This window comes from Micromonospora halotolerans (assembly GCF_032108445.1).
Lineage (GTDB): Bacteria > Actinomycetota > Actinomycetes > Mycobacteriales > Micromonosporaceae > Micromonospora > Micromonospora halotolerans.
On record NZ_CP134876.1, the window covers coordinates 1,603,675 to 1,629,500 of the forward strand.

Annotated in this window: 27 protein-coding genes; 11 read left to right on the forward strand and 16 right to left on the reverse strand. The window is 72.1% G+C overall.

The features are described from left to right. Positions 1–64: 64 nt before the first annotated feature. The 4 genes from RMN56_RS07360 to RMN56_RS07375 form a co-directional block, all read right to left on the reverse strand. Positions 65–745, reverse strand: a complete 681-nt coding sequence (locus RMN56_RS07360) for an aggregation-promoting factor C-terminal-like domain-containing protein (protein ID WP_313723076.1) — start codon at positions 743–745, stop codon at positions 65–67. Between the two features lie 278 nt (positions 746–1,023). After that, complete coding sequence (gene phoH2 / locus RMN56_RS07365) at positions 1,024–2,436, reverse strand: RNA 5'-3' helicase PhoH2 (RefSeq protein ID WP_313723077.1); 1,413 nt, start codon at positions 2,434–2,436, stop codon at positions 1,024–1,026. Positions 2,437–2,779: 343 nt separating this feature from the next. Next, on the reverse strand, positions 2,780–3,214 hold the full coding sequence (locus RMN56_RS07370; RefSeq protein ID WP_313723078.1) for a hypothetical protein: 435 nt from the start codon (positions 3,212–3,214) through the stop codon (positions 2,780–2,782). Beyond that, positions 3,211–3,552, reverse strand: a complete 342-nt coding sequence (locus RMN56_RS07375) for a hypothetical protein (RefSeq protein WP_107078638.1) — start codon at positions 3,550–3,552, stop codon at positions 3,211–3,213. Before RMN56_RS07375 ends, RMN56_RS07370 begins: the two co-directional genes overlap by 4 nt. 264 nt (positions 3,553–3,816) lie before the next feature. Here RMN56_RS07375 and RMN56_RS07380 point away from each other — a divergent pair, with 264 nt between their 5' ends. The 3 genes from RMN56_RS07380 to otsB all read left to right on the forward strand — a co-directional run bounded on the left by RMN56_RS07380 (position 3,817) and on the right by otsB (position 5,669). Next, complete coding sequence (locus tag RMN56_RS07380; protein ID WP_313723079.1) at positions 3,817–4,257, forward strand: XRE family transcriptional regulator; 441 nt, start codon at positions 3,817–3,819, stop codon at positions 4,255–4,257. A gap of 163 nt (positions 4,258–4,420) precedes the next feature. Then, on the forward strand, positions 4,421–4,774 hold the full coding sequence (locus RMN56_RS07385; RefSeq protein ID WP_091314007.1) for a hypothetical protein: 354 nt from the start codon (positions 4,421–4,423) through the stop codon (positions 4,772–4,774). A gap of 70 nt (positions 4,775–4,844) precedes the next feature. Further along, entirely contained in the window at positions 4,845–5,669 is an 825-nt protein-coding gene (gene otsB / locus RMN56_RS07390) for a trehalose-phosphatase (RefSeq protein ID WP_313723080.1), read from the forward strand. A gap of 59 nt (positions 5,670–5,728) precedes the next feature. Here otsB and RMN56_RS07395 read toward each other — a convergent pair whose 3' ends face one another. The 4 genes from RMN56_RS07395 to RMN56_RS07410 form a co-directional block, all read right to left on the reverse strand. Beyond that, on the reverse strand, positions 5,729–6,499 hold the full coding sequence (locus RMN56_RS07395; RefSeq protein WP_313723081.1) for an isoprenyl transferase: 771 nt from the start codon (positions 6,497–6,499) through the stop codon (positions 5,729–5,731). Positions 6,500–6,610: 111 nt separating this feature from the next. Further along, a complete protein-coding gene (locus tag RMN56_RS07400) occupies positions 6,611–7,837 on the reverse strand; it encodes a geranylgeranyl reductase family protein (RefSeq protein ID WP_313723082.1) in 1,227 nt (408 codons plus the stop codon). A 59-nt stretch (positions 7,838–7,896) separates the two neighbouring features. Then, positions 7,897–8,751, reverse strand: a complete 855-nt coding sequence (locus tag RMN56_RS07405) for a hypothetical protein (protein ID WP_313723083.1) — start codon at positions 8,749–8,751, stop codon at positions 7,897–7,899. Between the two features lie 39 nt (positions 8,752–8,790). After that, complete coding sequence (locus RMN56_RS07410; RefSeq protein ID WP_313723084.1) at positions 8,791–10,632, reverse strand: phosphoenolpyruvate carboxykinase (GTP); 1,842 nt, start codon at positions 10,630–10,632, stop codon at positions 8,791–8,793. Positions 10,633–11,137: 505 nt separating this feature from the next. Between RMN56_RS07410 and RMN56_RS07415 the strand changes: the two genes are divergently transcribed. Together RMN56_RS07415 and RMN56_RS07420 are read left to right on the forward strand one after the other, a co-directional pair. After that, the gene (locus RMN56_RS07415) at positions 11,138–11,674 is read left to right on the forward strand and encodes a GtrA family protein (RefSeq protein ID WP_313724666.1); all 537 of its coding nucleotides are present in this window, start codon (positions 11,138–11,140) and stop codon (positions 11,672–11,674) included. A 63-nt stretch (positions 11,675–11,737) separates the two neighbouring features. Beyond that, a complete protein-coding gene (locus RMN56_RS07420; RefSeq protein WP_313723085.1) occupies positions 11,738–12,442 on the forward strand; it encodes a GtrA family protein in 705 nt (234 codons plus the stop codon). Between the two features lie 52 nt (positions 12,443–12,494). On the opposite strand, the gene RMN56_RS07425 is transcribed toward RMN56_RS07420, so the two are convergent. Both RMN56_RS07425 and RMN56_RS07430 read right to left on the reverse strand, forming a co-directional pair. Next, complete coding sequence (locus tag RMN56_RS07425) at positions 12,495–13,067, reverse strand: PH domain-containing protein (protein ID WP_313723086.1); 573 nt, start codon at positions 13,065–13,067, stop codon at positions 12,495–12,497. A gap of 129 nt (positions 13,068–13,196) precedes the next feature. Beyond that, the gene (locus tag RMN56_RS07430) at positions 13,197–14,072 is read right to left on the reverse strand and encodes a biotin--[acetyl-CoA-carboxylase] ligase (protein WP_313723087.1); all 876 of its coding nucleotides are present in this window, start codon (positions 14,070–14,072) and stop codon (positions 13,197–13,199) included. Between the two features lie 96 nt (positions 14,073–14,168). Between RMN56_RS07430 and RMN56_RS07435 the strand changes: the two genes are divergently transcribed. Next, positions 14,169–15,752: an acyl-CoA carboxylase subunit beta gene (locus RMN56_RS07435; protein ID WP_313723088.1), complete on the forward strand. Its 1,584-nt coding sequence runs from the start codon at positions 14,169–14,171 to the stop codon at positions 15,750–15,752. 52 nt (positions 15,753–15,804) lie between these two features. On the opposite strand, the gene RMN56_RS07440 is transcribed toward RMN56_RS07435, so the two are convergent. The 4 genes from RMN56_RS07440 to RMN56_RS07455 all read right to left on the reverse strand — a co-directional run bounded on the left by RMN56_RS07440 (position 15,805) and on the right by RMN56_RS07455 (position 19,119). Beyond that, positions 15,805–16,689: a hypothetical protein gene (locus RMN56_RS07440; RefSeq protein ID WP_313723089.1), complete on the reverse strand. Its 885-nt coding sequence runs from the start codon at positions 16,687–16,689 to the stop codon at positions 15,805–15,807. Then, positions 16,682–17,182, reverse strand: coding sequence for a SigE family RNA polymerase sigma factor (locus tag RMN56_RS07445; protein WP_313723090.1), 501 nt, complete (start codon positions 17,180–17,182; stop codon positions 16,682–16,684). The genes RMN56_RS07440 and RMN56_RS07445 overlap by 8 nt, the downstream gene beginning before the upstream one ends. Before the next feature lie 63 nt (positions 17,183–17,245). Next, positions 17,246–18,229, reverse strand: coding sequence for a ketopantoate reductase family protein (locus RMN56_RS07450; protein ID WP_313723091.1), 984 nt, complete (start codon positions 18,227–18,229; stop codon positions 17,246–17,248). A gap of 146 nt (positions 18,230–18,375) precedes the next feature. After that, positions 18,376–19,119, reverse strand: coding sequence for a M50 family metallopeptidase (locus RMN56_RS07455; protein WP_313723092.1), 744 nt, complete (start codon positions 19,117–19,119; stop codon positions 18,376–18,378). 164 nt (positions 19,120–19,283) lie between these two features. Here RMN56_RS07455 and RMN56_RS07460 point away from each other — a divergent pair, with 164 nt between their 5' ends. Then, complete coding sequence (locus tag RMN56_RS07460) at positions 19,284–20,036, forward strand: GH25 family lysozyme (protein WP_262287336.1); 753 nt, start codon at positions 19,284–19,286, stop codon at positions 20,034–20,036. Positions 20,037–20,133: 97 nt separating this feature from the next. Here the strand turns inward: RMN56_RS07460 and RMN56_RS07465 are convergent, their stop codons facing one another. Continuing rightward, a complete protein-coding gene (locus RMN56_RS07465) occupies positions 20,134–20,364 on the reverse strand; it encodes a hypothetical protein (protein ID WP_313723093.1) in 231 nt (76 codons plus the stop codon). Between the two features lie 88 nt (positions 20,365–20,452). Further along, positions 20,453–22,447 carry a serine/threonine-protein kinase gene (locus tag RMN56_RS07470; protein WP_313723094.1) on the reverse strand — a complete coding sequence of 665 codons (1,995 nt, stop codon included), beginning with the start codon at positions 22,445–22,447 and terminating at the stop codon, positions 20,453–20,455. 91 nt (positions 22,448–22,538) lie between these two features. On the opposite strand from RMN56_RS07470, the gene RMN56_RS07475 reads away from it, so the two are divergent. The 4 genes from RMN56_RS07475 to RMN56_RS07485 all read left to right on the forward strand — a co-directional run bounded on the left by RMN56_RS07475 (position 22,539) and on the right by RMN56_RS07485 (position 25,816). Beyond that, positions 22,539–22,751 carry an acyl-CoA carboxylase subunit epsilon gene (locus RMN56_RS07475; protein WP_313723095.1) on the forward strand — a complete coding sequence of 71 codons (213 nt, stop codon included), beginning with the start codon at positions 22,539–22,541 and terminating at the stop codon, positions 22,749–22,751. Between the two features lie 100 nt (positions 22,752–22,851). Next, on the forward strand, positions 22,852–23,304 hold the full coding sequence (locus RMN56_RS07480; RefSeq protein WP_313723096.1) for a hypothetical protein: 453 nt from the start codon (positions 22,852–22,854) through the stop codon (positions 23,302–23,304). Further along, complete coding sequence (locus RMN56_RS32630) at positions 23,301–24,701, forward strand: hypothetical protein (RefSeq protein ID WP_376787283.1); 1,401 nt, start codon at positions 23,301–23,303, stop codon at positions 24,699–24,701. Before RMN56_RS07480 ends, RMN56_RS32630 begins: the two co-directional genes overlap by 4 nt. Before the next feature lie 35 nt (positions 24,702–24,736). After that, positions 24,737–25,816: a S8 family serine peptidase gene (locus RMN56_RS07485; protein WP_376787311.1), complete on the forward strand. Its 1,080-nt coding sequence runs from the start codon at positions 24,737–24,739 to the stop codon at positions 25,814–25,816. Positions 25,817–25,826: the final 10 nt, after the last annotated feature.

A 25,826-nucleotide genomic window follows, 5' to 3' on the forward strand; every position in this document is an offset into this window, starting at 1 on the left:
CTCGGGGGCGACACGACGACGGCGGGGCGTGCGAATCTCCGCACGCCCCGCCGTCGATGTCCGATCAGTACCAGCCGGAGTTCTGCGAGTGCCGCCAGGCGCCGCACGGGTCGTCGTACCGGCCCTCGATGTAGCCCAGGCCCCACTTGATCTGGGTGGCCGGGTTGGTCTTCCAGTCGTCCGCCACCGAGCCCATCTTGCTGCCCGGCAGGGCCTGCGGGATGCCGTACGCGCCGGACCCCTCGTTGTAGGCCTTGTGGTTCCAGCCGCTCTCCTTGGTCCAGAGCTTGTCCAGACAGGGGAACTGGTCGATGCCGAAGCCCTCGTCGAGCATGATCGCGCAACCGATCTTGCGGTTGCCGCTGAACTCCTCGCAGGACGCCGGGATCGGCCCGTCGTAGGGCTTGGCCGCCGCCTTCTCCGCGGCCTCCCGCTCCTTCTTGCGGGACGCGGCCGCCGCCTCGGCCTCCTTGGCCCGCTCGGCGGCCTCCTTGGCCGCCGCCGCGGCCCGCAGCTTCGCCTGGTACTCGGCGGCCCGCTGCTTGGCCGACGCCACGCGGTGGTCGGCCTGGCGCTCGCGCTGGTACGCGTACTCCGTCCGGTCGACCTCCAGGCCGACCTGCGCGGTCAGGCCCTGTTGCTGGGTCTGTCGGTCTTCGCCCAGATAGAAGCCGCCGGCAACGCCCACGGAGAGCAGTGCGACGGCGGCCGTACGGGCGCCGAACCGGCTCCACAGCCGACTCACGAAGTGTCCCTTCGTCGGGGGCAAGGACACGGCGCGACGCGTGGCCCGGGAGCGGCCGTGGCGGCGCCGTGAGCGCCCCCGACCCTCGCGGTCGCAGCCCACGCACCGGTGTTCGTGGCTCTTCCGCCGGCTCGCGGCGAACGATGCTCAACGATCTTGGTGGTGCTGAGGCGCTCGTTGGACACCATTGCGCACAGTGAGGCGGTTGGGAAACCAAGGACGCCGATTGTGATCTGCGCCACAAGGCGAATGCCGCCAAAGCCGGGCAAAAAGCTAACTCAGAGCGGGATGTCCTCCAGCAGATCGGTGACCATCGCGGCGATGGGCGAACGCTCCGAACGGCTGAGAGTGACGTGCGCGAAGAGCTGATGGCCCTTCAGCGCCTCGATCACGGCGGTCACCCCGTCGTGCCGGCCGACCCGGAGATTGTCCCGCTGGGCCACGTCGTGGGTCAGCACCACCCGTGACCCCTGGCCGATGCGGGACAGGACGGTGAGCAGGACGCCGCGCTCCAGCGACTGCGCCTCGTCCACGATGACGAAGGCGTCGTGGAGGCTCCGGCCGCGGATGTGGGTGAGCGGCAGGACCTCCAGCAGGCCCCGCGAGGTGACCTCCTCCAGCACGTTCTCGTGCACGACGGAGCCGAGCGTGTCGAAGACGGCCTGCGCCCAGGGCGACATCTTCTCCGACTCCGAGCCGGGCAGGTAGCCCAGCTCCTGGCCGCCGACCGCGTACAACGGGCGGAACACGACCACCTTCTTGTGCCGCCGGCGCTCCATCACCGCCTCCAGGCCGGCGCAGAGGGCCAGCGCGGACTTGCCGGTGCCGGCCCGGCCGCCCAGCGAGACGATGCCGATCGACTCGTCCAGCAGCAGGTCGAGCGCCACCCGCTGTTCCGCCGAGCGCCCGTGCACGCCGAACGCCTCACGGTCGCCACGCACCAGCCGGACGGTCTTGTCCGGCAGCACCCGGCCGAGCGCCGAGCCCCGCGCCGAGTGCAGCACCAGGCCGGTGTGGCAGGGCAGGCCGGCGCCGGAGTCGAGGTCGAGCGTCTCGCCCGCGTACAGCCGGCCGATCTCCTCCTCGGCCAGCTCCAGCTCGGCCATGCCGGTCCAGGTCGGGTCGCTGGCCTGGCCGTGCCGGTACTCGTCGGCCCGCAGGCCGACCGAGGCCGCCTTCACCCGCAGCGGCATGTCCTTGCTGACGAGCGTGACCTCGCGCCCCTCGGCGGCCAGGTTCAGCGCCACGGAGAGGATCCGGGCGTCGTTCGACTCGTTCCGGAACCCGGGCGGCAGCACCCCGTCGTCGGTGTGGTTCAGCTCCACCCGGAGGGTGCCGCCCTGGTCGTTGGCGGGCACCGGCCGGTCCAGCCGGCCGTGCCGCACCCGCAGCTCGTCCAGCATGCGCAGCGACTGCCGGGCGAACCAGCCCAGCTCGGGGTGGTGGCGTTTGCCCTCCAGCTCGGAGATCACCACCAGCGGCAGCACCACCTCGTGCTCGGCGAAGCGGTGGAACGCCGCCGGGTCGGAGAGGAGGACCGAGGTGTCGAGGACGAAGGCCGGGCCGGCTGGTCGGGGCTCCTCGGTGCCGGCGGCCGGTGCGGCCGCGCGGCGGCTGCGGGTGGTCCGGCGGGTCGGGGCGGTCGCGGCCGGGGTCTGGTCGGCACCGGCGGGGGTACGGCGAGTGGTCACAGGCCTGCTCCGCGGATGGGCACCCGGCCACCCGAGTTCCGCCTCTTCCGGTGCCCGGTGGGACACGGGGTCGGATGCGGGCCCCGTGCGCGAGGTCGCAGGTCCGGGCTGTCCGGCTGGCCCGGGAAAGCCCCGTGCCATGCCTAGACGCTAATGGCCGCGGGCCCGGTCGGCTAGTGGTGCGAGTCGATCACCCGTACGGGGGATGACCGGCGCGGCGGAACCGGCCGGGATGCATGCCCCCTGCGCGCATCCCGGCCGGCGGGGCCGCCGTCACCGGTCTGACTGCGGCTCCGACGGTGCGCGTCCGCCGCGGACGGCACACCGTGCCCTGGGCGGGCTCTCAGCCCTGCCGCCGGACCAGGGTCCCGGTCCGCGGCCCACCGCCGGCCGTGCCGAACGACGAGCCGGTGTACGTGGTGCCCTGCCGGGTGGCCAGGCCGCCGAGCTGGGCGGTGGCCGTGGCGGTGGTCCGCCGGGCCGGGCCGGTGGCGGTGCGGGCGGTGACCGCGGCGGGGACGGCGGTGCCGGCGAACGGCGCGGTACGCCCGGCCGGTGCGGTCACCACGGCCGGGGCCGGGCCGGCCAGTGCCGAGGCGATCGCGGCCTGGGCGTCCCGGCGGCGCCGGTTCCAGGCGCCCCGGTCGCCGTCGAAGTAGCCCTGGCGGTAGCCGAACCGGTAGCCGATCCGGTAGCTGAGCTGGCCGTGCAGCCGGCCGGCCGCGTAGCAGGTCGAGCCGAGCACGAGGACCAGCACGACGGCGAGAAACGGGCTCATCGCTCGTCCGCCCCGGGCAGCGGGTCGACGACCAGCAGCCGCTCCAGGTCGGCGGTGCTGACCTCCTCGACCAGCTCGACGCTGATCCGGCAGCCGTCGACGATCACCTCGGCCACCGAGGCCCGGCGGATCTCACCGCCCGCGTCGTAGACCCGGACGCTCAGCTCGGGACAACCGAGGTGGGTCCGCCAGGCGTCCCACTCGTCGCGGTCGCCGACACTGAGGGAGAGATAGCGGCAGCCCCGGGCCAGGTAGAGGCGCCAGGGGGCGCTCAGGCCTGCGGTCACCCCCTCCGCGATCAGGCCGAAGGCCTGCGCACGGGTCGCGAGCTCGGTCACGAGACCCCCTCGACACCCGCGGAGTGACGCATGTGAGCACTCGTCGTCTCATGCACGTGACACACCGTAAGTTGTCTCATGAGCGTGACAGTATCAGCTTTTCGTCTGTTTACCGCCGTACTGGCGTCGATCTATTCTGCCCGGGTGACACCCCTCAGAAAGAGCTCTGGATCGTTTACCGGAAACGGTGGATCATCGTCACGTGGGCGTGACAGCAGCGTGCCGGGCGGTGCCCCGGAGACCGACTGGCCGTACCGTCACGGGGTGACCGAGACCGCGAACGCACGGAAGATCGCCTTCGCCACCTTCGTCCGCCGCGCCCTGGAGGACGCCCGCGCCATGCGGGCCTGGAGCGGCACGGAGGTCTCCCGGCGCACCGGCGTCTCCCGCCAGACCATCAACCGCTGGGTTCGCGGCGACTGGGCCAGCGACCCCGAGGCCGAGCGGGTGGTCGCCTTCTGCGAGGGGCTGGGGCTCAACCCGGCGGCCGCGTTCGTCGCCCTCGGCTGGGACCGCGCGGCCGCCCCCCGCGCCACCCCGACCCCGCCGGCCATGGACCCCGACGTCGAGGCGCTGCTGCGCCGGCTTGTCGACCCGGACGTCTCCGACGCGGAGAAGTTCCACATTCGGGAAACCATTCGTTATCTCGCTTATCGCCCGACCCTCCCGGTCGAAGTCCGAAATAAAGGTAAACAAGCCGGGTAGTTCCTCAGATGGCGAAAGAACGGAAGGTCAGACCCGATCGTTTCGCCTCGGGGCCGGATCGGACACGCTAGCGTCCACGTTTGTACTGCTAAGGGCTCGTCGTCGGCGGGGGGACGGGACACAGCCGAACCCAGCCCTGCGGGACAGAAGGAGGGGTCTGTCCATGACCCTGAAATGGTTGGCAGTCGTGGTCGCGGTGGTGTCGGTGACATCGTGCGTGACCGGCAACGTGGTGGTCGGCGTACTGGACGGCGGGCAGCTTCCCCTGGTCGTCAACCTGTTCGCGCTCATCACGGCCGGCACCGCGGTGGTCCTCGCCGTCGTCGCCGAGCTGCACGACCGGCTCAACGACCGGGTCAGCGCGCTCACCGAGTTCCTGGTGGCGCGGCTCAACGAGATCGAGGCGCACACCGGCGACCGGAACACCGGCTTCGTGGAGGGCTACCTGCTGAGCCACGGGCAGGAAGCGGCCGTGGTGCCGTTCGGGCGCCGGGGACGGGGAGCCGCCGAACGCTGATCATCCGCGTCGTCCGGACGTCACATCTCGGCCACGAATACGCCGCTGCGACCGGGGTACGCTGTCGCGCGTGCCGCCGTTGAATCTGGGCAACCAGCAGCCGAAAACCCCGTTGGACGCCGCGCACGCGTGGCGCGCCACCGCCGCCCGCGCGGGCGACGTGGTGCTCTTCTTCGACTTCGACGGCACCCTCGCCCCGGTCGACGACGACCCGACCGCGGTCCAGCCCGCGCCGAAGGTGCTCGCCGCGCTGGAAGCCCTCGCCTCTCGGGTACGCCGGATCGCCATCGTCTCCGCGCGCCCGGTGGAATTCCTCCGCGACCACCTCGGCGGCCTCGCCGGCATCGACCTGTACGGCCTCTACGGCCTGGAGCACAGCCACTCGGGCGGCGAGACCGTCACCGAGCCGGCCGCCCTGCCCTGGGTGCCCACCATGGCGGAGCTGGCCGAGCAGGCCCGTGCCGAGCTGCCGCCCGGCGCCCTGGTGGAGTTCAAGCGGCTCTCCGTCGCCCTGCACTGGCGCACCGCGCCGCAGCTCGGCGACCTCGTGCAGGAGTGGGGCCGGGCCCAGGCCGAGCGGCTGGGCCTGCGCTGCCAGGCCGGGCGCATGGTGCTGGAGCTGAAGCCCCCGGTCGACCGGGACAAGGGCATGGTCATCGGGGAGGCGGTCCGGGACGCCGGCGGCGCCTGGTACTTCGGCGACGACGTCTCCGACATCAAGGCCTTCTCGGCGCTGCGCGCCCGAGCCGCCGCCGACCCGCAGTTCATGGGTGTCTGCGTCGCGGTGGCGAACCCGGAGACCGGTCACGAGGTCGCCGACGCCGCCGACCTCACCCTGGACTCCCCTGCCGCGCTCGGCGACTTCCTCACCGACGCGCTCCCCCACCTGCGCTGAGCCCGCGCCCGCCGCGGGCGCGCCCGCTGTCGGCGTGCCCGCCTGCGAGGGGGCGCGCCTCAGACGCCGTAGCGGCGTTGCCGGGTGGCGTAGGAGCGCAGGGCGCGGAGGAAGTCGACCCGGCGGAAGTCGGGCCAGTTGAGCTCGCAGAAGTAGAACTCCGAGTGCGCGCTCTGCCAGAGCATGAAGCCGGAGAGCCGCTGCTCGCCGCTGGTCCGGATGATCAGATCCGGGTCGGGCAGGCCCTTGGTGTAGAGGTGCTCGGAGATGTGGTCGACGTCGATCGAGTTGGCCAGCTCCTCGACCGTGCCGCCGGTGGCGGCGTGCTCCAGCAGCAGCGAGCGGACCGCGTCGGCGATCTCCCGCCGGCCGCCGTAGCCGACCGCGATGTTGACCTGCGCGCCGCCGCTGCGCTGCCGGGTGCGCTCCTCGGCCGCCTTGAGCGCGGCGGCGTGGTGCGCGGGCAGCACGTCGAGGGCGCCGACCATCCGCAGCCGCCAGGGGTTGCCCTCCTCGGCCAGCTCGGTGGTGAGGTCCTCGATGATCTGGAGCAGCGGGTCCAGCTCGGCGGCCGGCCGGGAGAGGTTGTCCGTGGAGAGCAGCCAGAGCGTGACGTGCCCGACACCGGCGGCATCGCACCAGCGCAGCAGCTCCTTGATCCGCTCGGCGCCCATCCGGTGGCCGTCGTTCGGGTCGACGAAGCCCATCTCCCGGGCCCATCTGCGGTTGCCGTCGCACATCACGCCGACGTGCCGGGGCACCGGTTTGCCCGCGAGCTTCGCGGTGAGCCGGCGCTCGTACACGGAGTAGAGGAGTTTCCGCAGAGTCATCACCTTGCAGGGTAGCGACCCGCGCGGAAGATCAGTGTCTCGGTGGCGCATGGCACGGCTTCGGGTCGCGGCGCGGCGTCGGACCGGCCCTCATGCGGTCCGGAGCGCCGCCTAGCGGCGCGGAGTCCGAATGACGGCCGCCAGCCGAGCTGACGCTGTCGTAGCGGGCAGGCCCGCACCGATCATGGCGAGGGTGCGGGCGTCGAGGCGTCCGTCACCCAGCCCCAGCTCGACCACGGTCCGGTAGACCCGCTCGTCGCGGCGGGCGGCGCGCACCGCCGCGTCCACCACCCACCGTCGCCGGGCCAGCCAGGCCGCCACCGAGCTGTGCCGCAGGTGGGTGCCGAGCCGGCGGCGCAGCGCGTCGGCGTACCGGCGGGCCGCGGCGGCCGGGGCGCCGGCCGCGGCGGCGCCGGCCAGGGCGCCGGAGCGCAGCGCGTAGAAGATGCCCTCACCGGTGAACGGGTTGATCAGCGAGAGCGCGTCGCCGGCCAGCACCACCCGACCCCGCCCGGGTGCCGGGCGGTGCGTGGAGAGCGGCAGGTGGTGGGCGCGCAGGTCGGTCACCGCCGCCGGGTCGGTGCCGGGGAGCAGGGCGGCCAGCCGGTCGAGCAGGTGCGCGCGGGTCAGGGGCTCGCCCCGCAGCACCTCCCCGTACCCGACGTTCGCCCGGCCGTCACCGATCGGGAACGACCAGGCGTACGCCGGCCAGCGCGGCGACGAGGTGACGATGAGCTGCTCGGGCGGGCCGGGTCGGGCCGGCGCGTAGCCCCGGATGGCGAGCGCGAGGTGCCGGTCCGGGTTCACCGGGTGGCCGAGCGTCCGGCGCAGCACCGAGCCGGCCCCGTCCGCCCCGACCACCGCCCGGGCGGCCAGTTCCCCGTCGAGCACCACCCGGTCCTCGCGCACCTCCACGGTGCGTACGGTGTGTCGCCGCAGCTCCGCCCCGGCCGCGGTCGCCGCCGCCACGAGCCGGGCGTCGAACACCTGCCGGGGCACCGTGTACGCGGGCCGGGGCAGCGACTTGGCCACCGTCTCGCCGCCGGGGCCGACGAGGCGCAGCGCGGGCAGCGGGGCGTACCCGTCGACCGCCCCGGTCACGCCCAGCTCGGCGAGGACGTCCAGCGCGTGCGCGGCGATGCCGTCCCCGCACGCCTTGTCCCGCGGGAAGTCGTACCGGTCGAGCAGCAGGACCCGTTCCGCGCCCGCGCGCCGCGCGCCGAGCGCGGCGGCCGCCCCGGCGGGCCCGGCCCCGACGACGATCACGTCGTACTCGTCCCCCACCCCACCATCCTCCCCCGCCCCAGCCCGGATCCGGTCCCGCCGCGCCCCGTCCATCGGCGTTGATCAAGAGGTTTGCGTCAGGAATCGGCCCTTCCCCGACGCAAACTTCTTGATCAACCCGGCGAGGTGGGTGGGGTGGCTCGGTGGAGGGAGTACAGCGTCAGCAGGGCTGCTGTTGCCAGGGGGGCGCCGTCGCGGATGAGGCCGTCGGTGCCCAGGAGCCACCAGCAGAGGGGCAGGTCCACGGCGAGGGTGGTGAGGGTGATGACGACCAGGAGCTTGCGGGCCCACCGGCGGTCGCGCAGCAGGAACGCGGTGCAGAAGAGCACCGCGTAGCTGACCGCGATGCCGGCGGCGAACCAGAACAGCACGGCCGGCACGGCGCTGATCCGCCCGTCCAGGATGGAGCCGGTCGCCACCAGGGCCGGTACCAGCATCAGCGGGCTGTAGGTGAACGCGGCGACCCGCGCGGTGAGCAGCCAGCCGGTGACCGGCGGGCGCTTCGGGACGACCTCCCGCCAGGAGATCACACCGCCCTCGACGACCAGGCCCTTGCGGTGCCGGACCAGGTGCCCACCGACCGCCTCGGAGCGGTAGAGCAGCACCACCACCGCGACGCAGAGCGCGGTGAGCACCGCGAAGCCGAGCAGGCCGGGCAGCGGCGGAACACCCGCCCGGGGTACGACCAGCCGCCCCACCGCGAAGACCGTGGTCACCGACAGGATGAGCCCGAACGGCTTCGCCAATACCCGGCCCCGCTTGACGTGCCCGATCAGCAGCAGGAAGCCCAGCGAGCGCAGCATGGCCCAGCCGGTGCGGACCGCGAGCCCGAACTCCTGCTCCGGGGCGTACCAGTAGTTGAGCAGCTCGACCACGACGGTGGCCGCCGCCGTGACGGCGAGCAGGACGGTCAGCGCCCGGACGGCGGACGGCCGCCGGACCTCGACAGGTTCGGCGGCCGTCCTCATGGCATCCCGTGTTGCCCGGTGCGGGCTTCCGTCACACCTCTACTTCTGCGGCGCCGCGTCGAGCCGGGCGCGCAGCGCGTCCAGCTCGGCCCAGAGGACACCGGGGAGCTTGTCGCCGAACTTCTCGAACCACTCGGTGACCAGCGGCAGCTCGTTGCGCCACTCCTCCGGGTCGACCTTGAGGGCGATCCGCACGTCCTCCGGGGTCATGTCCAGGCCGTCGACGTCGAGCGCGTCCTGGGCCGGAACCATGCCGATCGGGGTCTCGACCGCCTCGGCGCGACCCTCCAGGCGCTCGATGACCCACTTGAGCACCCGGGAGTTCTCGCCGAAGCCCGGCCAGAGGAAGTTGCCCTCGGCGTCCTTGCGGAACCAGTTGACGTAGTAGATCTTCGGCAGCTTGGCCTCGTCGCCGTCGGCGCCCTTGCCCATCTCGATCCAGTGCCGGAAGTAGTCGCCGGCGTGGTAGCCGATGAACGGCAGCATGGCCATCGGGTCGCGGCGGACCACGCCGACGGCGCCGGAGGCGGCGGCGGTGGTCTCCGAGGAGAGCGTCGCGCCCATGTAGACGCCGTGCACCCAGTCGCGGGCCTCGGTGACCAGCGGGACGGTGTCCCGGCGCCGGCCGCCGAACAGGATCGCGTCGATCGGCACGCCGTTCGGGTCGTAGTAGTCCTCGGCGAGGATCGGGCACTGCGTGATCGGGGTGCAGAATCGGCTGTTCGCGTGCGAGGAGAGGCTGTCGCTCTCCGGCGTCCAGTCGTTGCCCTTCCAGTCGATCAGGTGCGCGGGCGGCTCACCCATGCCCTCCCACCAGATGTCGCCGTCGTCGGTGAGCGCCACGTTGGTGAAGACGGAGTTGCCGCGGTCCAGCGTCCGCATGGCGTTGGCGTTGGTCTTCCAGTCGGTGCCCGGCGCGACGCCGAAGAGGCCGTACTCCGGGTTGATCGCGTAGAGCCGGCCGTCCGGGCCGAACCGCATCCAGGCGATGTCGTCGCCGATGGTCTCGACCTTCCAGCCCGGGATGGTCGGCTCCAGCATGGCCAGGTTGGTCTTGCCGCAGGCGGACGGGAAGGCGCCCGCGATGTGGTAGACCCGGCCCTCCGGCGAGGTGATCTTGAGGATCAGCATGTGCTCGGCGAGCCAGCCCTCGTCGCGGCCCATGACGCTGGCGATCCGCAGCGAGTAGCACTTCTTGCCGAGCAGCGAGTTGCCGCCGTAGCCGGAGCCGAAGGACCAGATCTCCCGGGTCTCCGGGAAGTGCGAGATGTACTTGGTGTCGTTGCACGGCCAGGCCACGTCCTGCTGGCCGGGCTCGAGCGGGGCGCCGATCGAGTGCAGCGCGTGCACGAAGTCGGCGTCGTCGCCCATCGCGTCAAGGATCTTCTGGCCCATCCGGGTCATGATGCGCATCGAGGCGACCACGTACGGGCTGTCGGTGATCTCGACGCCGAACATCGGGCTCTTCGCCTCGACCGGGCCCATGCAGAACGGGATGACGTACATGGTGCGCCCGCGCATGCTCCCGCGGTACAGCTCCGTCATCGTCCGCTTCATCTCGGCCGGCGCCATCCAGTTGTTGGTGGGGCCGGCGTCCGCCTCGTCGACGGAGCAGATGAAGGTGCGCTCCTCGACCCGCGCGACGTCCGTCGGGTCCGTCCGCGCGTAGAACGAGTTGGGCTTCTTCTCGGGGTTCAGCCGGATCAGGGTGCCCTTGTCGACGAGCTCGTCGGTGAGGCGGCGCCACTCCTCGTCGGACCCGTCCACCCAGACCACCCGGTCGGGGGTGGTCAGTTCCGCGACCTCACGTACCCAGGCGAGCAGTTTGGGGTGGGACGTCGGGGCCTGATCGATACCCCGAACAGTAGCCGGAGCAACCATGTCACATCTCCTTGTGGTCGACGCTGACCGATGTATGGGATGCACGAGTTCTGGCGAGCCGGTGCGTCGCCTTCGTGGAAACCTGGGATTGGGCTCAGCGTAAACCGGGCTGCCTCCCCAGTCAGTGGGACTGGTTGTGAAGAACTGCACAAGGTACGGCCACGCTGCGGCATCGCGATCTCTTACCCGCTTTCGCGCGCAGTTTCACGCAAATCTTGCGGAGAACCTTCGACGGGCCGGTTCGCCGCGGGCTCCGCCGAGACGCCCGACGGGTGGAAGTCGACCACGATGACCCGAACGACGATTCCGTGATCCGCTCCACAATTCCGCCACTCGTGGTTACGCTGCGCTCACGGATACCGGAAACGGGCGGCGGCCGCCGGAAGGGGCGCGGGACGCGTCGGGCCGCCCGGGGGCGACCGCGCCGGGGCGGCGGACCGCCGACTCGCCGTTGCGGCCCGTCCCCGCAGCGCGCACCCGGTACTCTCGGCGGGTGGCCGCGACGATGACCGGGGACCAACCGGGGGCTCCGCAGACCCGTCGAGGTCTGATCGGGACCCTGATCGACCGCTTCGGTCACCTGGTCCGGGAGATGAGCAAGTTCGCCACGGTGGGTGGCTTCGCCTTCCTCGTCGACCTCGCGCTCTTCAACTACCTGGCGAGCGTGCGGCACATGCCGCCGGTGGCGGCCAAGACCGTCTCCACCGTGATCGCGGCCACCCTGGCGTTCCTCGGCAACCGGTTCTGGACCTGGCGGCACCGCCAGCGCTCCCACCCGGCCCGGGAGTACGCGCTGTTCTTCTTCTTCAACGGGGTGGGCCTCGGCATCGCGGTGGGCTGCCTCGCGATCAGCCGCTACGGCCTCGGCGCGGTGTGGCCCGAGGTGTTCCAGACCCCGCTGGCCGACAACATCGCCAGCTTCATCGTCGGCACCGGCCTGGGGACGCTGTTCCGGTTCTGGTCGTACCGACGGTTCGTTTTCGTCGAGGCGGGAAATCCGCCCGTTCCGGCGACGAGCCGCGACCGAGAGTCCGGGGCGTGACCCACCGCCCATCCCGTCCTGCCGGGCCCAGCCGGCCCTGCCCACTGCCCTAAGGTGTTCCGCATGCCTCTTGTCCGTCTGCTGCCCGAGCGCTGGCAGAAGTTCATCCACGAGGCGCTCAAATTCGGCATCGTCGGCGGCATCAACACCGTCATCAATTACGCGGTGTTCAATGCGCTGGCACTCACGGTTTTCCGCAACGGCCAGCTGAAGGCGACCGTCATCGCGACCATCGTCGCGACGATCACGTCATATCTGATGAACCGGCACTGGACGTACCGGGATCGGCCGAAATCGGCGCTTCGCCGCGAATACGTCCTGTTCTTCCTCTTCAACGGGGCCGGTCTCGTCATCGAGCTGGGCATCCTGGCGCTGGCCAAGTACGGCCTCGGCGTGCACAGCCTGCTCGCGTTGAACGTGGCGAAGACCGGCGGCGTCCTGCTGGCCACCCTGTTCCGCTTCTGGTCCTACCGGACGTTCGTGTTCCAGCCGGTGCCCAAGCACGCCGACGAGACCTGGCACGCCATCCCGCGCGACGAGTGGGACACCATGGCGGAGATGGACCCGGTGGCCGAGCTTGCCGAGTCGGTCAGCGAGCTGGAGGAGACCGAGCGGCCGCTCGGCGAGCGCCCCGTGGGCGACTACCCGCCACAGCAGGTCCGCCCGGCACCGGCCGACGCCGGCCTGGGCCGCGCCCTCGGCGCCGACCTGGACGCGGAGCTGGCCGCCGAACTCCAGCCCACCCCGCGCCGGGCCCCGCGCCGCTGACTCCGACCCGGCGTTCCGGCGCCCGCTCAGCGGGCGCCGGAACGCGCCGGGGTCAGGCGGAGGGGTCACGAAGCGGCTTGCCCTCGGTCATGTCGGCCAGGATCTCGCGCATCTCGCCGTCGCCCAGGCTGTGCCGGTCGTGGTGGGCCTCGACCAGCTCGTAGAGCCTGGTCTGGACCTTGTCGACGTGCGGCACGTCGGTGAGCACCGACTGGCCGCGCTCACCGGCGGACTCGATGGTCAGCGTGCCGCAGCCGAGCATCCGCTCCACGAACTTCTGGTGCATGGCGTGGTCGTTGATCCGGGTCAGCGGCAGGTCCCGCCGGTTGCGGGAGAACACCCCCTCCTGGAGCAGCACCCGCTCGTTGGTGAACAGGTAGTGGGTGGTGCGCCAGATCAGGAACGGCCACAGCCCCAGCCAGAACACCAGCACCAGGCCGAGCGCGGCGATCACGTAGAGCGCGATGGTGCCGCCGTCGCCGTCGGGCAGGAGGACCCAGCCCGCGACCACCGCCGCGACGGCGAGCACCAGCACCAGGATCGGCCGGATCAGGGCCTTCCAGTGCGGGTGGAGATGCAGCACGACGTGCTCGTCCTCGGTGAGCACGTCTTCGGGGAACGCCACGGGAACCTCCTCGGCAGAACAGGACGCGCTGACCGTAACCGGTCGGCGCACGTCCCCGGATCAGCCGCGCGGCGGGTGTTAGGAGGGGGCCCCTGCTATACCGCAAGCGTTAACAGGGGGCCCTTCCTTTCAGCGCAGGTGCAGCACGTCGCCGGCGGCCAGGCGGAGCTCCCCCTCCGGGCCGGTGACCAGCAGCTGCCCGTCCGGGTCCACGCCCGTGGCGGTGCCGCGCACCTCCCGGCCGTCTGGGAGCAGCACCCGGACCTCCCGGCCGACCGTGGCGCAGCCCGCCAGGTACGCGTCCCGCAGGCCGCTGGCGACCGCGTCGCCCCCGGCGTCGCGCCAGCGCTCGTACCAGTCGGCGAGCGAGCGCAGCAGGGCGCGCAGCAGCGGGTCCCGGTCGGTGGCGGCGGCACCGGCGAGCTGGAGCGAGGTGGCCGGCAGCCCGGTCGGGTTCTCCGGCAGCTCGTCGGCGCGCAGGGTCACGTTGAGGCCGATGCCCACCACAATGGCGGGCGGCTGGTCCGGCCCCGCGCCGGGCACCGCCTCGGCGAGCACCCCCGCGCACTTCGCGCTGTCCAGCAGCAGGTCGTTCGGCCACTTGAGCCGGGCGTCGAGCTCGGCCAGCAGGGCCACCGCCTCGACCAGCGCGACGCCGGCCAGCAGCGGCAGCCAGCCGTACCCCTGCGGTGGCACGGGCGACCAGCCGCGCTCCGCGACGGCCTCACCGGGCCGGAGCAGGACGCTGGTCGCGATGCCGGCGCGCGGCGGCGACTGCCACACGCGGCCGCGCCGGCCCCGGCCGGCGGTCTGCCGCTCGGCGACCACCACGAGGCCCTCCGGTTCGCCGGCCCGGGCGGCCTCGGCCACGTCGGCGTTGGTCGAGCCGGTCTCGGCGCGCAGCTCCAGCCGGCGCCAGGGCCCGTTCGGGGCGACCAGCGCGCGTTGCAGCCGGGCCGCGGACAGCGGCGGGCGGTCCAGATCGGTGTACGGCGAGCCGGGCATCCCGCCAGCCTACGGCCCGCGCGCCGGCCGGTCGTCCGGAAGCGGTGAGGCGCACTGCACAGCGTCACCCACCTGAACCATCGTTATATTCCCTGGGTGACTACCGAGACCGGGATCAACATCCACACGACCGCCGGCAAGCTGGCGGACCTGGAGCGACGGCTCGACGAGGCGGTGCACGCCGGGTCGGCGCGCGCGGTCGAGAAGCAGCACGCGCGGGGCAAGAAGACCGCTCGGGAGCGGATCGAGATGCTCCTCGACGAGGGCTCCTTCGTCGAGATGGACGAATTCGCCCGGCACCGCTCGACCAACTTCGGGCTGGAGAAGACCCGCCCGTACGGGGACGGGGTGGTGACCGGCTACGGCACGGTGGACGGCCGGCAGGTCTGCGTCTTCGCGCAGGACTTCACCGTCTTCGGCGGCTCCCTGGGCGAGGTCTTCGGCGAGAAGATCGTCAAGCTCATGGACCTCGCCATGAAGATCGGCTGCCCGGTCGTCGGCATCAACGACTCGGGCGGCGCGCGGATCCAGGAGGGCGTCGCCTCGCTCGGCCTCTACGGCGAGATCTTCTTCCGCAACGTGCGGGCCAGCGGCGTCATCCCGCAGATCTCGCTGATCATGGGCCCGTGCGCGGGTGGCGCGGTCTACTCCCCGGCGGTCACCGACTTCACCGTGATGGTCGACCAGACCTCGCACATGTTCATCACCGGCCCCGACGTCATCAAGACGGTCACCGGCGAGGACGTGGGCATGGAGGAGCTGGGCGGCGCCCGCACCCACAACGCGCGCAGCGGCAACGCGCACTACCTCGGCACCGACGAGGAGGACGCAATCGAGTACGTCAAGGCGCTGCTGTCGTACCTGCCGTCGAACAACCTGGACGAGCCGCCGGTCTTCGACGCGCCGGCGATCCTCGACGTGACCGACGAGGACCGGGAGCTGGACACGCTGATCCCGGACTCGGCCAACCAGCCGTACGACATGCACCGGGTCATCGAGCACGTCCTCGACGACGGCGAGTTCCTGGAGGTCCAGCCGCTCTACGCGCAGAACATCGTGGTCGGCTTCGGCCGGGTCGAGGGGCGCCCGGTCGGCGTGGTGGCCAACCAGCCGATGCAGTTCGCCGGCACCCTGGACATCGCCGCCTCGGAGAAGGCGGCCCGGTTCGTGCGCACCTGCGACGCGTTCAACGTCCCGGTGCTGACCTTCGTGGACGTTCCCGGCTTCCTCCCCGGCACCGGGCAGGAGTGGGACGGCATCATCCGGCGCGGCGCGAAGCTCATCTACGCGTACGCCGAGGCCACCGTCCCGAAGGTCACCGTCATCACCCGCAAGGCGTACGGCGGCGCGTACGACGTCATGGGCTCCAAGCACCTGGGTGCGGACCTGAACTTCGCCTGGCCGACCGCGCAGATCGCGGTGATGGGCGCGCAGGGCGCGGTGAACATCCTCTACCGCTCGGACCTGGCCAACGCCGAGGACCCGGCCGCCGTCCGGGCCGAGAAGATCGCCGAGTACGAGGACACCCTGGCCAACCCGTACATCGCCGCCGAGCGCGGGTACGTCGACGGGGTGATCCCGCCGCACGAGACGCGTACCCAGATCGTGCGGGCGCTGCGGGTGCTGCGCACGAAGCGTGAGACGCTGCCGCCGAAGAAGCACGGCAACATCCCGCTCTGACGCGGACGCCACGGCGGCCCCCCACCTCGTCAACCGGTGGGGGGCCGTCGCGTCAGCAGCGCGGGTGGGCGGCGGAACACATCCGGCCGGCCGCCACCACGGCCAGTTTCCGCAGGTCGGCCTCGGTGCCGTCCCGGCCGACCTGGATCACGCTGACGAGGTCGCCGACCCGGAGCACCACCCGGCTGTTCGGCTTGCTCAGATCGCCCAACGGCTTCCCGGTGTCCAGGTTGCGGGCCGGGCCGACCGTGTGTCGCAGCAGCACCGAGTCGTCCCCGGCGAAGTCGTGGTCGACCTCCTGCCAGGACTGGACGACCTGGGCGTTGACCGTCTTTCCCTGCCACTGGGTGGGGCCGCTGAACTGCCACCGGCGGCACGGCGCGAGCAGCTCGCCCATCCCGGCGAAGACCCGGTCGGCCACGTCCGGCGCGACCCGGTAGACGTCCTGCATGGCCAGCACCTGGTCCGGCCGCTGCTCGTCGGCCGCCGGACGTTCGCGCAGGATGGTCACCGAGCGGGAGTATCGGGACTCCGCCCACTCCGTCGACAGGCTCTGGTGCTTCCGGCAGTACAGCAGCAGGTCGTCGAGCCGGATGTCCTCGCGGACGCCGGCCTCGGTCAACGGGACCCCGGTCCTCGTCCGCAGGTCCGCCGGCGCCAGCAGCACCTCCGCGGGCACCTCGGTGGCGGTCCAGGCGGTCGCGGTGGGCCGCGCCGACGCCGGCGCGGCGGCCGGCGGCGCGGCGTGCGGAGCGGCCCGCCCGGCCTCCACCAGCGCGGTCCCCGAGGCGACCGCCAGCACGGCGAGCGCCGCCGCCAGCGCCGTGCGCCGGCTGCGGCGTCGGGCTCGCGCCCGCAGCTCCGCCGGCTCCGGCCAGCGGACGGCGTGCAGCTCCCGCTGCATGAGCTCGACGAAGGTCGGGTCATCGTCACGCATCGGCGGCCTCCTCCAGATCCACGACAGCCAGCAGCCCGGCGAGGGCGGCCCGCCCCCGGGAGAGCCGCGCCTTCACCGTGCCGACCGGCGCCTCGGTCTCCCGGGCCACCTCGGCCACCGGCATGCCGCACAGGTAGTAGAGCGCGATGGCGATGCGCTGCTCCTCGGGGAGCCGGCGCAGCGCGGCCACCACCTCGACCGTGTCGGTGCTCGGCCCCGGGATGCTCTCCTCCGCACCGTGCCGCAGGTAGGCCCGAGCCCGGCTGCGCAGGCTGCGCCAGCGGCTCACCGCGATCCGGCTGGCCACCACCCGCACCCACGCCTCCGGGTCGTCGTACCCGCGCACGGTCGACCAGCGCTGCCAGGCCCGGATGTACGCCTCCTGCACGGCGTCCTGGGCCTCGGCGAGGTTGCCGGTGAGCACGTAGACGAAGCCGAGCAGCCGTTGTCGGCTGCCCCGGTAGAACTCGTCGAACCCGTCGACGTCCGGCACCCTGCTACCTCCCCCGTGGCGGTCGCAGGGGAGACGCCTGGCACCCGGGCCGCGGTTGCCCGGTCAGCCGACCAATTTCTCCAGCTCGGCGAGGGGGAAGCCGCCGGCCGGGATGCGCTCCCGGACCGCCCGGCGGACGGCGGTCTGGACGGCCGCGTTGGCCGGGGTGGGCACCCCGTGCAGCCGGCCGAGCAGCACGATCTCGCCGTTGAGGTGGTCGGCCTCGGCGGAGCCGGCGCCCCGGGCCAGGCTCTGCCAGGTGGAGCCGCCGGCCCGCTCCTCGCCGTCGACCGGCCGGTGCCCCACCCGGTCGCCCCGCTCGGCGTCCTCCTCGGCGCGGGTGGTGTGCGCGATGCCGGCGGCGGCCAGCGCTTCCTCCCCCTCGGCGCGTACCCGGGCGGCCAGCGGCTCGGGCACCTCCGGGCCGAGCAGCGCCTGGAGGCCGTTGCCGAGGTTGGCCAGGAGCTTGCCGTACTTCCAGCGCATCACGTCGTCGCGGACCGGCGCCACGAACCCGGCGGCGGTCAGATCCGCGGCGACCGCGCGGCTGGTGTCGTCCGCGCCGGACGGGTAGCGGCCCAGGTGCAGCATCCCCGGGTGCGGGTACCCGTTTGCCACCACCACGCCGGGTTCCAGGTGGGTGGCGGGCAGCCAGACGCAGACCGGGTGCACCCGGGCGAACAGCCGCAGTGCGGCCGGCTCGTTGGCGACGCCGTTCTGCGCCAGCACGACGGGCAGCCGTTCGCCCGCCGTGCCGCCGCCCTCGACCGGGGTGTCGACCCAGGTCGCCAGGGCCGCCCTGGTGTCCTGGGACTTGACCGTGAGCACCAGCACGGTGTCCGCCGGCAGGGGGCGACCGTCCGGCCCGGCCACCGCGGGCAGCCGGCTGGTCACCGTGCCGTCGGGTGTCCGCAGGGTCAGACCCCGCTCCCGGAGCGCGTCCAGGTGCGCGCCGCGGGCCACCAGCGTCACGTCGCGGCCGGCCTCCCCCAGCCGTACGCCGATGGTGCCGCCGACCGCGCCCGCCCCGATGATCACGTATCGCACGTGTCCGATTCTGCCGCTCCCCGCCCCATGCCGCTGGGTGATCCACTGCACAACGGCAGGGCGGCCCGGTCCGTGGCCCTTCTCGCGGGGCGGCTCGGCCCTCGCGCGGCGAACTCGGCGGCGTTCCGAGGCGGGCGTGGCGCCGCTCAGATGGTCAGGCCGGCGTCGGTGAGGATCGGGCCGGCGAGCAGCAGCGCGCCGGCGCCCAGCGCGGCCAGGCTGACCAGCAGGAACACGGTCACCCAGAACAGCGGCGGGAACGGGGTGAGCCGGGCGAGCTGGTCCGCGTCCGACTCGGGCATCCGCCCCCGGCTGCGCAGGCGTTGCAGCTCGATCACCGGGCGGACGCCACCGAAGAGCAGGAACCAGACCGACGTCCAGGCGAATGCCGCCTGCACCTGCGGCGAGGCGTACCAGGAGACGGCCAGGACCACGCCGCCGGTCACCAGCAGCGACAGCACGCCGAAGACGTTGCGGATCATCACGAGCATGGCCAGCAGCAGCACCACCGCGACCCAGAGCAGCAGGGTGATCCGGTTGCCGGCGAGCAGCCACGCCCCGGCCAGACCGATCAGGGACGGGGCCAGGTATCCGGCGAGCAGGGTGAGGATCATCCCCGGACCGGAGGGGCGGCCGGCGGAGAGGGTGAGGCCCGAGGTGTCCGAGTGCAGCCGGATGCCGCGCAGCTTCCGTCCGGTCAGCAGGGCCACCAGCGCGTGGCCGCCCTCATGCGCGATGGTCACTGCGTTGCGGGCGATCCGCCAGGGCAGCCGGGTGGCGACCACCACCAGCGCGACGACGGCGGTGAGCAGCACCAGCAGCGGCGGCGGGTCCGGCTGGGCGCCGAGCAGCTTGTCCCAGAGGGTGGTGAGGCCGTCGATCAGAGGCATGGGCGGGGAGCCTACCGGCCGGAGCTGTCCCGTTCGAGGCCCCGTGTCGTGCGGACCGGGCAGGCGACGACGATCGTCTATGAAAAATTCTTTAAGCCCCCTTGCGATCTAGGGCACTTACCTCCAAAGATTGGCGTCAATCATTGACGTACTTGGAGGCATCGATGGCTCGTACCAGACTCTCCATGCGCCGGTTGCTCGCCGCCGGCCTGACCGTCGCCGCCACCGCGGCAGCGGCCCTGTTCGCGACCGCCGGACCGGCCGCCGCGGCGACCACCCCCGGCATCGACGTCTCGCGCTACCAGGGCAGCATCAACTGGACCAGCGTGCGGAACGCCGGGATCCAGTTCGCCTTCATCAAGGCCACCGAGGGCACGAGCTACAAGGACCCGAACTTCAACGCGAACTACGTCAACGCCTACAACGCCGGGGTCATCCGCGGGGCGTACCACTTCGCCCGGCCGAACATCTCCGCCGGCTCGACCCAGGCCAACTACCTGGCCTCCAACGGCGGCGCCTGGTCGGCCGACAGCCGCACGCTGCCCGCCGCGCTCGACCTCGAGGGCAACCCGTACGCGGGCGGCTACTGCTACGGCCTGACCACCACCGGCATGCGCAACTGGGTGCAGGACTTCCTCAACACCTACCGGTCCCGCACCGGCCGGTACGCGGTCATCTACACCACCACCAGCTGGTGGAACCAGTGCACCGGCAGCTGGACCGCCCCGTGGGCCAACCACCCGCTGTGGGTCGCCCGCTGGTCCAGCACGGTGGGCACCCTGCCGGCCGGCGCCCCGTTCTGGAGCTTCTGGCAGTACACCAGCAGCGGCGCCGTCTCCGGGATCAGCGGCAACGTCGACCGCAACTACTGGAACGGTGACCGGACCCGGCTGATCGCCCTGGCCAACAACACCTGACCAACCCCCACGGTCGCCAGTCGGCGGCAGCGGGATCGGCTACGACCGAGGTCGATAGCCGGTCCGGCTGCCGCCACTGCCGTCCTGACCGCGCGGGTCACACCCTGCGTCGCGGGCCGACCGGCACGGGGACCGCGCCCCGACCGGCCAGGGTGGTCCGGCGGGCCAGCCGCCACGCCGCCACCCCCGCGACGGTGAGGGCGACGACACCGAGCACCGCGACCGGCGCGGAGAGACCGGCGCTGATCAGCAGCAGCACCACGTCCCCGAGCGCGACGAGCATCCACAGTGCCAGCCGGGGACCCGTGTCCTTGCGTCGGTAACCCATGTCGTACCTCCTTCCGTCGTCGCGGTCTCAATACCCCCGAGGACGGAAGGCCATGCGAGTCAGTTTCGCAACGGCGGGATTTGCCGGATCAATTCATCCGATCGGGCTTGAAGCCCTTGGTGATGATCTCCCAGTTGGCCAGGTTCGCGTCCCAGGCGTTCGCCGGGACCTCCCAGCGCAGCGCGTAGCCCCGGTTGCTGGCCGTGGCCACGCCCCGGTTGCGCACGTGGAAGCGGGTGCCGCCGTTGCGCGTCTCCAGCCAGTCCCAGTCGGCGCAGGTGCGGTAGTAGCCGTCGCAGCGGGTGATCCCGACCAGCTTGTAGTTGTCGACGTAGTTCCGGCGGCTCGACTCCTGCGACTGCCAGTCGGCGTACGCGTCCTTCTTGGGCGTGGGGGTCCACTGGATGAACAGCACCCGCCGCGCCCCGCCGACCTCGTAGAGCACGACGTTGTCGGAGCGGACCCGGGCCTGCCAGCCGTCGGGGACCGGCACCTGGAAGCCGTTCGAGCCCTTGTAGTAGTGCCAGCCGGCGGGGAGAGCGCCGGCAGATGCCGAGGGAGTCGCCGACGCCGACGGGGTCACACTGGGTGCGGCACTGGTCGGCGCGGTCGAGGAGGGCGTGTCGCTCGTCCCCGGACCGGGCGGGGCCGGCGCCGGGACCGTCGAGGTGGCGGTGGCCTGCCCCCCGCCCTGGTCGTCGTCGCCGTTGTTCAGCAGCGGCACGGCCACCGCGAGGCCGACCAGCAGCACTGCGACCAACGCGCCGATCAGCAGGTTGCGGCGGTTGCGCTCCGGCTTCTCCCCCGGGATCACCGCGGCCCGGCCCGTCGACGGCGCCGGGCTCAGCGGCTCGGCCAGCACGGAGGTCGGGTTCTTCGGCGGCGCCGGCGGCTCCACCACCACCGGCCCGCCGTCCAGCCGCGTCTCGTCAAGCGCCGGATCGGCACCGTCCACCCGGGTCTCGTCGACCGCCGGCGCGGCGTCGAGCTTGGTGGTCGGCTCGGCGACCGGCGGGGTCACCTTGGCGGTCGGCGCGGCGTCCGAGCCGGCCGACACCTTCGCCGTCTCACTGGCGACCGCCGCGCCACCGGCGACGGCGGCCGCGGACGTACCCGCGTCGGGCTTGCGCGGCGCCGGGGGCACCGGCGGCTCGGCCTGGTCGTCGGCGGGTCGCGGCGCCGGCACCAGCGGCGGCCGCGGCACGCGCGGACCGTTCGGCCCCGGCCGGCGTACGCCGTCGAGCAGCGAGATGCCCTTGGCCCGCCGCCCCGCGGCCTTGCGCAGCAGGCGCTCCGCGATCTCGGCGGTGATCCGCTCCTCCGGGTCCTTGCGGAGCAGGCCCTGGAGCACCGGCTTCAGCGGCCCGGCGTTCTTCGGCGGCGGCAGCGGCTCGGTGGCGAGCGCGGCCAGGGTCGCGATCGCCGACGGCCGCGCGTAGGGCGACTTGCCCTCGACGGCGGCGTAGAGCGTGGCACCCAGCGACCAGAGGTCGGCCTCCGGCCCGGCCGTGCCGTCCTTCGCCCGCTCCGGCGCGATGTACGCGGGCGAGCCCAGCACCATGCCGGTGCGGGTGACGTTCGGGTCGCCCGGGATGGTGGCCAGGCCGAAGTCGGTGAGCACCACGCGCCCGTCGTCGCCGAGCAACACGTTGCCCGGCTTCACGTCGCGGTGCATGATGCCGGCCTTGTGCGCGGCCTTCAGCGCGCCCAGCACGCCCAGACCGATCTCCACGGCCTTCGCCGGCGTGACCGGGCCGTCCTCGGCGATGGTGTCCTGCAACGACTTCGACGGCACGTATTCCATGACGATCCACGGATCGCCGTCGGTGCGCAGCACGTCGAAGATGCGGACCACGTTGACGTTGTTGAGCCGGGCGATGGCCCGGGCCTCCCGCAACGAGCGTTCCCGCATCTCGCGGCGCTCCTCCGGAGTGAGGCTGGGCGGCGGGACGAGTTCCTTGATCGCCACGTCGCGGTGCAGCACCTCGTCGCGCGCCTTCCACACCCGACCCATGCCGCCCTGGCCGAGCGGCGAGATGAGCCGGTACCGGTCGGCGACGAGTTGGGGAAGCGCGCTAGACATCGCAGAAACCGTACCCGGCAGCCCTGACGGCTACACCGGCGGCACGCCACTGTGCGGTGAAGGTCAAGTTCTGGACGCGTACCCTGTCGGCATGTCTGCCGAAGAGCCGCTGTTCCGGATCGTCCGCGGCGTGCCCACCGCCGACGAGCTGGCCGCCCTGGTCGGCGCCATCGTGGTGCGGACCCGACCGGCCGCGACCACGCCGCCGGCCGCCGTGTCGCACTGGGCGCGCAGCGCCCGTCCGGCCGGCGCGGCCCCGGCCGCCGGCCCCGGCGCTTGGCGCGCCTCCGGCCTCCCCCGCTGACCCTTCCCGGGTACGCACCCCCGCATCAGGACTGCCGGGATCCGCGCCGAGCCATTAACCTCACTCAGGGAAACCGTGCGGTGACGGGCAGGGAGGGTCGATGATCCCGGAGGACAACCAGCCGGCCGGCTGGCTGCGTGACTACGGCGGCATCGAGGCCGACATCCGACGGATGCGCGAGTTCGCCGACCGGCTCCAGGACGAGGTCAGCCGCAACTACGCCCCCCACCTGTCGTACATCGCCGACGACATGAAGGCCCCGGTCCCCAACCCGGCCGACGCGTTCATCGAGCTGGTGCAGTTCCTCCAGGCCCACCACGAGACCCAGAAGGCCACCGTCACCATGGTCTGGGACCTGGCCCCGGCCACCGGCCGCCTCGCCGGCGCCGCCGGCCAGATCGCGACGACCTACGGCGACTCCGACGCCTTCTCCTCGGCCCGGGTCGCCGATGTCGAACGGGCGTTGGCCGCGCCGTCCACCGCGACCGCCCGCCCGGTGCCGCCACTGACCGATCCCACGGCACCCGAACAGGAACGGGTGGTCCTGCCGTGATCGAACGGGGCAGCGGGCGCACCTCCGGGCTCACCGACTGGCGCCTCATGGACGTGCTCAGCATGTGGGCGTGCCTCCAGGACCAGGACACCACCGGCCAGTGGAAGCAGGTCGCCGGCTGGCGCAAGATCTGCGACCTCGCCCTGGCCCACGTCAGCCGGTTGCGCGAATACCGGCGCGGGCTCGCCGAGGCGTGGCCCCCGGAGACCAACGCCGCCGCGCGCGCATACCTCGGCGAACTCGACCAGCTCATCGACCAGGTGCAGCGCACCCACGACGCCGCCGCCGCGAACTACGACGCGCTCGCCGCCGCCACCCGCGCCATCGGCAGCACCCGGGCCGAACTCGAACCGCTCTTCGACGAGTACGCGGAGAAGGTGCGGCAGAAGCAGGCGTACGAGGCCATCCTCGCCGACCCGAAGGCGGTGGCGGGAAGCCGGCTGCCGGAGAAGCCGCCGGTGACGGACGCGGACCTTGAGCAGCTGAACGTGCGGGCGCGGGGGTTGATGACGGGACTGAGCGGCGAACTCCAACAAGCCCAAGTCATGCTCCGCCAACCTCCACCACCAGCTCGACCAGTCCGAGACTCGCCCGACGTGGACGCCGCGAGTAGCGCTGCCGGTCCCGCGCCCATCATCCCGCCGGTCGTGCCAATTCCGGCAGGCCCAGTCACTGCACACCCCGTTTCCGGAGGCACCAAGCCCTCGAAACCACTCTCCGGCGGCGGCACAGGTGTCCGCCCTGTTATCGGGGGTGGACCCGTTCTAGGGGGGGTCTCGTCAGGACTAGCGCCCAGCCCCGCTGGCCCTAGCCCTAGCCCTAGCGGCACGTTGCCGAACACCCTTGTACCCCCTACGCCTCCGAACTTTGGACAGCCTTCGGCGTTGCCACCGCTTACAACACCAGGCAGAGGCAGCAGCCCCAGATCTCCCTTGGGCGGAACAGGCGATGGCCAGTTCAGGCCGGCCAGCCCGAGAGAACTACCAAACAACTTGGCGCAGCCTTCGCGGCCGATGCAACCCGGGGGCCTGATCGGCGGTGTGCCGGGGGCGGGCATGGGCCAATCGGGCGCGCCGGTGTCGCCTCGCAGGACTAATCCAGTTGGTGGGGTCATCGGCGGGGGCGCTGCTGGCACGTCGCCTACAGGCGCGGCAGGGTCTCGGCCGGGGGGTGCACGGGCGTCCGCCGCCCACGCGATGCCGCCCTTCGGCAACTCATCCAGCTCAGGATATCCGTCTAAGGGGCCGGCCACTTGGCGAGAAACAGACCACGGCGGAAAACGGGGATGGGATCCGGATGACCCGTGGGAGACAGATCAGGGCGTTGACCCGGTTATGCGGCCACCCGGAGACGAAGGCCCCATTGATCCTGGGCCTGCAATTGGTTTTGATAGGTGAGCAAGGCGATTGCGTCATTACTGGCAGCTGCGCTTATCACCGCATCGGCTCCGCACGTAAGTCAGGTTGAATCACTCGCTCATGGGTCGAGGCGCGAGCCCACTCACGCAAAGCAGTGGCACTTGAAATTCCTTCACGCGGTCGAGGCTCACCGCTCGAGCCTCGGGGAAGGAGTGACCGTAGCGGTACTGGACACGGGTGTTGACGCTCACCGCGATCTGTCACCGAACCTCCTCGACGGCACCGACGTCATACCGGGAGGAGCCGGCGACGGTCGCCGTGATTTGAACGGGCATGGCACGGCAATGGCCGGCTTGATCGCTGCATCGGGTCAAGGTGGGGGAGCTATGGGCGTGGCGCCTCGGTCGAAGATCCTTCCGGTGCTAGTAACACCAGCCAGTGGCTCCGGTGAGGCAGATGCCTTGGCGGACGGCATCGAATACGCCCTTTCGAATGGCGCGGAGATCATCAACATTTCAAGCGTGGGTGGGACAAGCCAACGACTGATCAGGGCGATCAACATGGCCCTCGCAGCGAATGTTGTCATCGTTGCGTCCGGTGGCAATCGACCTGAGGATAGCTACGTTGGCTATCCCGCAAGCGAGCCGGGCGTCATTGCCGTCGGTGGTGTCGACAAGCACGGAAACCATGCCGCGATCTCTGTCACCGGCCCGCAGATCGACGTGGTGGCACCGGCGGTGGAGATCTACAGCACTGGGGTCAACGGCGGTTATCGCGTCGGCACAGGCACCTCCGATGCCACGGCGATCGTGGCCGGTGCCGCAGCGCTGATCCGGTCCAAGTACCCCAACCTCCCCGCCGAGGAGGTCGCTCACCGCCTGACCGCCACCGCGATCGACAAGGGCCCACCCGGCCGCGACGACGAGTACGGCTACGGCGTCATCGATCTTGTCGCCGCCCTCACGGCCGACGTCCCCCCGCTCGGCTTCGAAACACCGTCGGTCACGACGCCTCCCGCGAGCGCGGCCGAGAAGGACAACGACACCGCGCGTGGCCTGGCGACGCTGGGTGTGCTGCTGGCAGCGGGCGGCGGCTACCTGGTCTGGCGGCGACGTCGACGCGCCGACGACCCGCCGCCGCGGATCAGCCGGTAGCGTCGGTGGG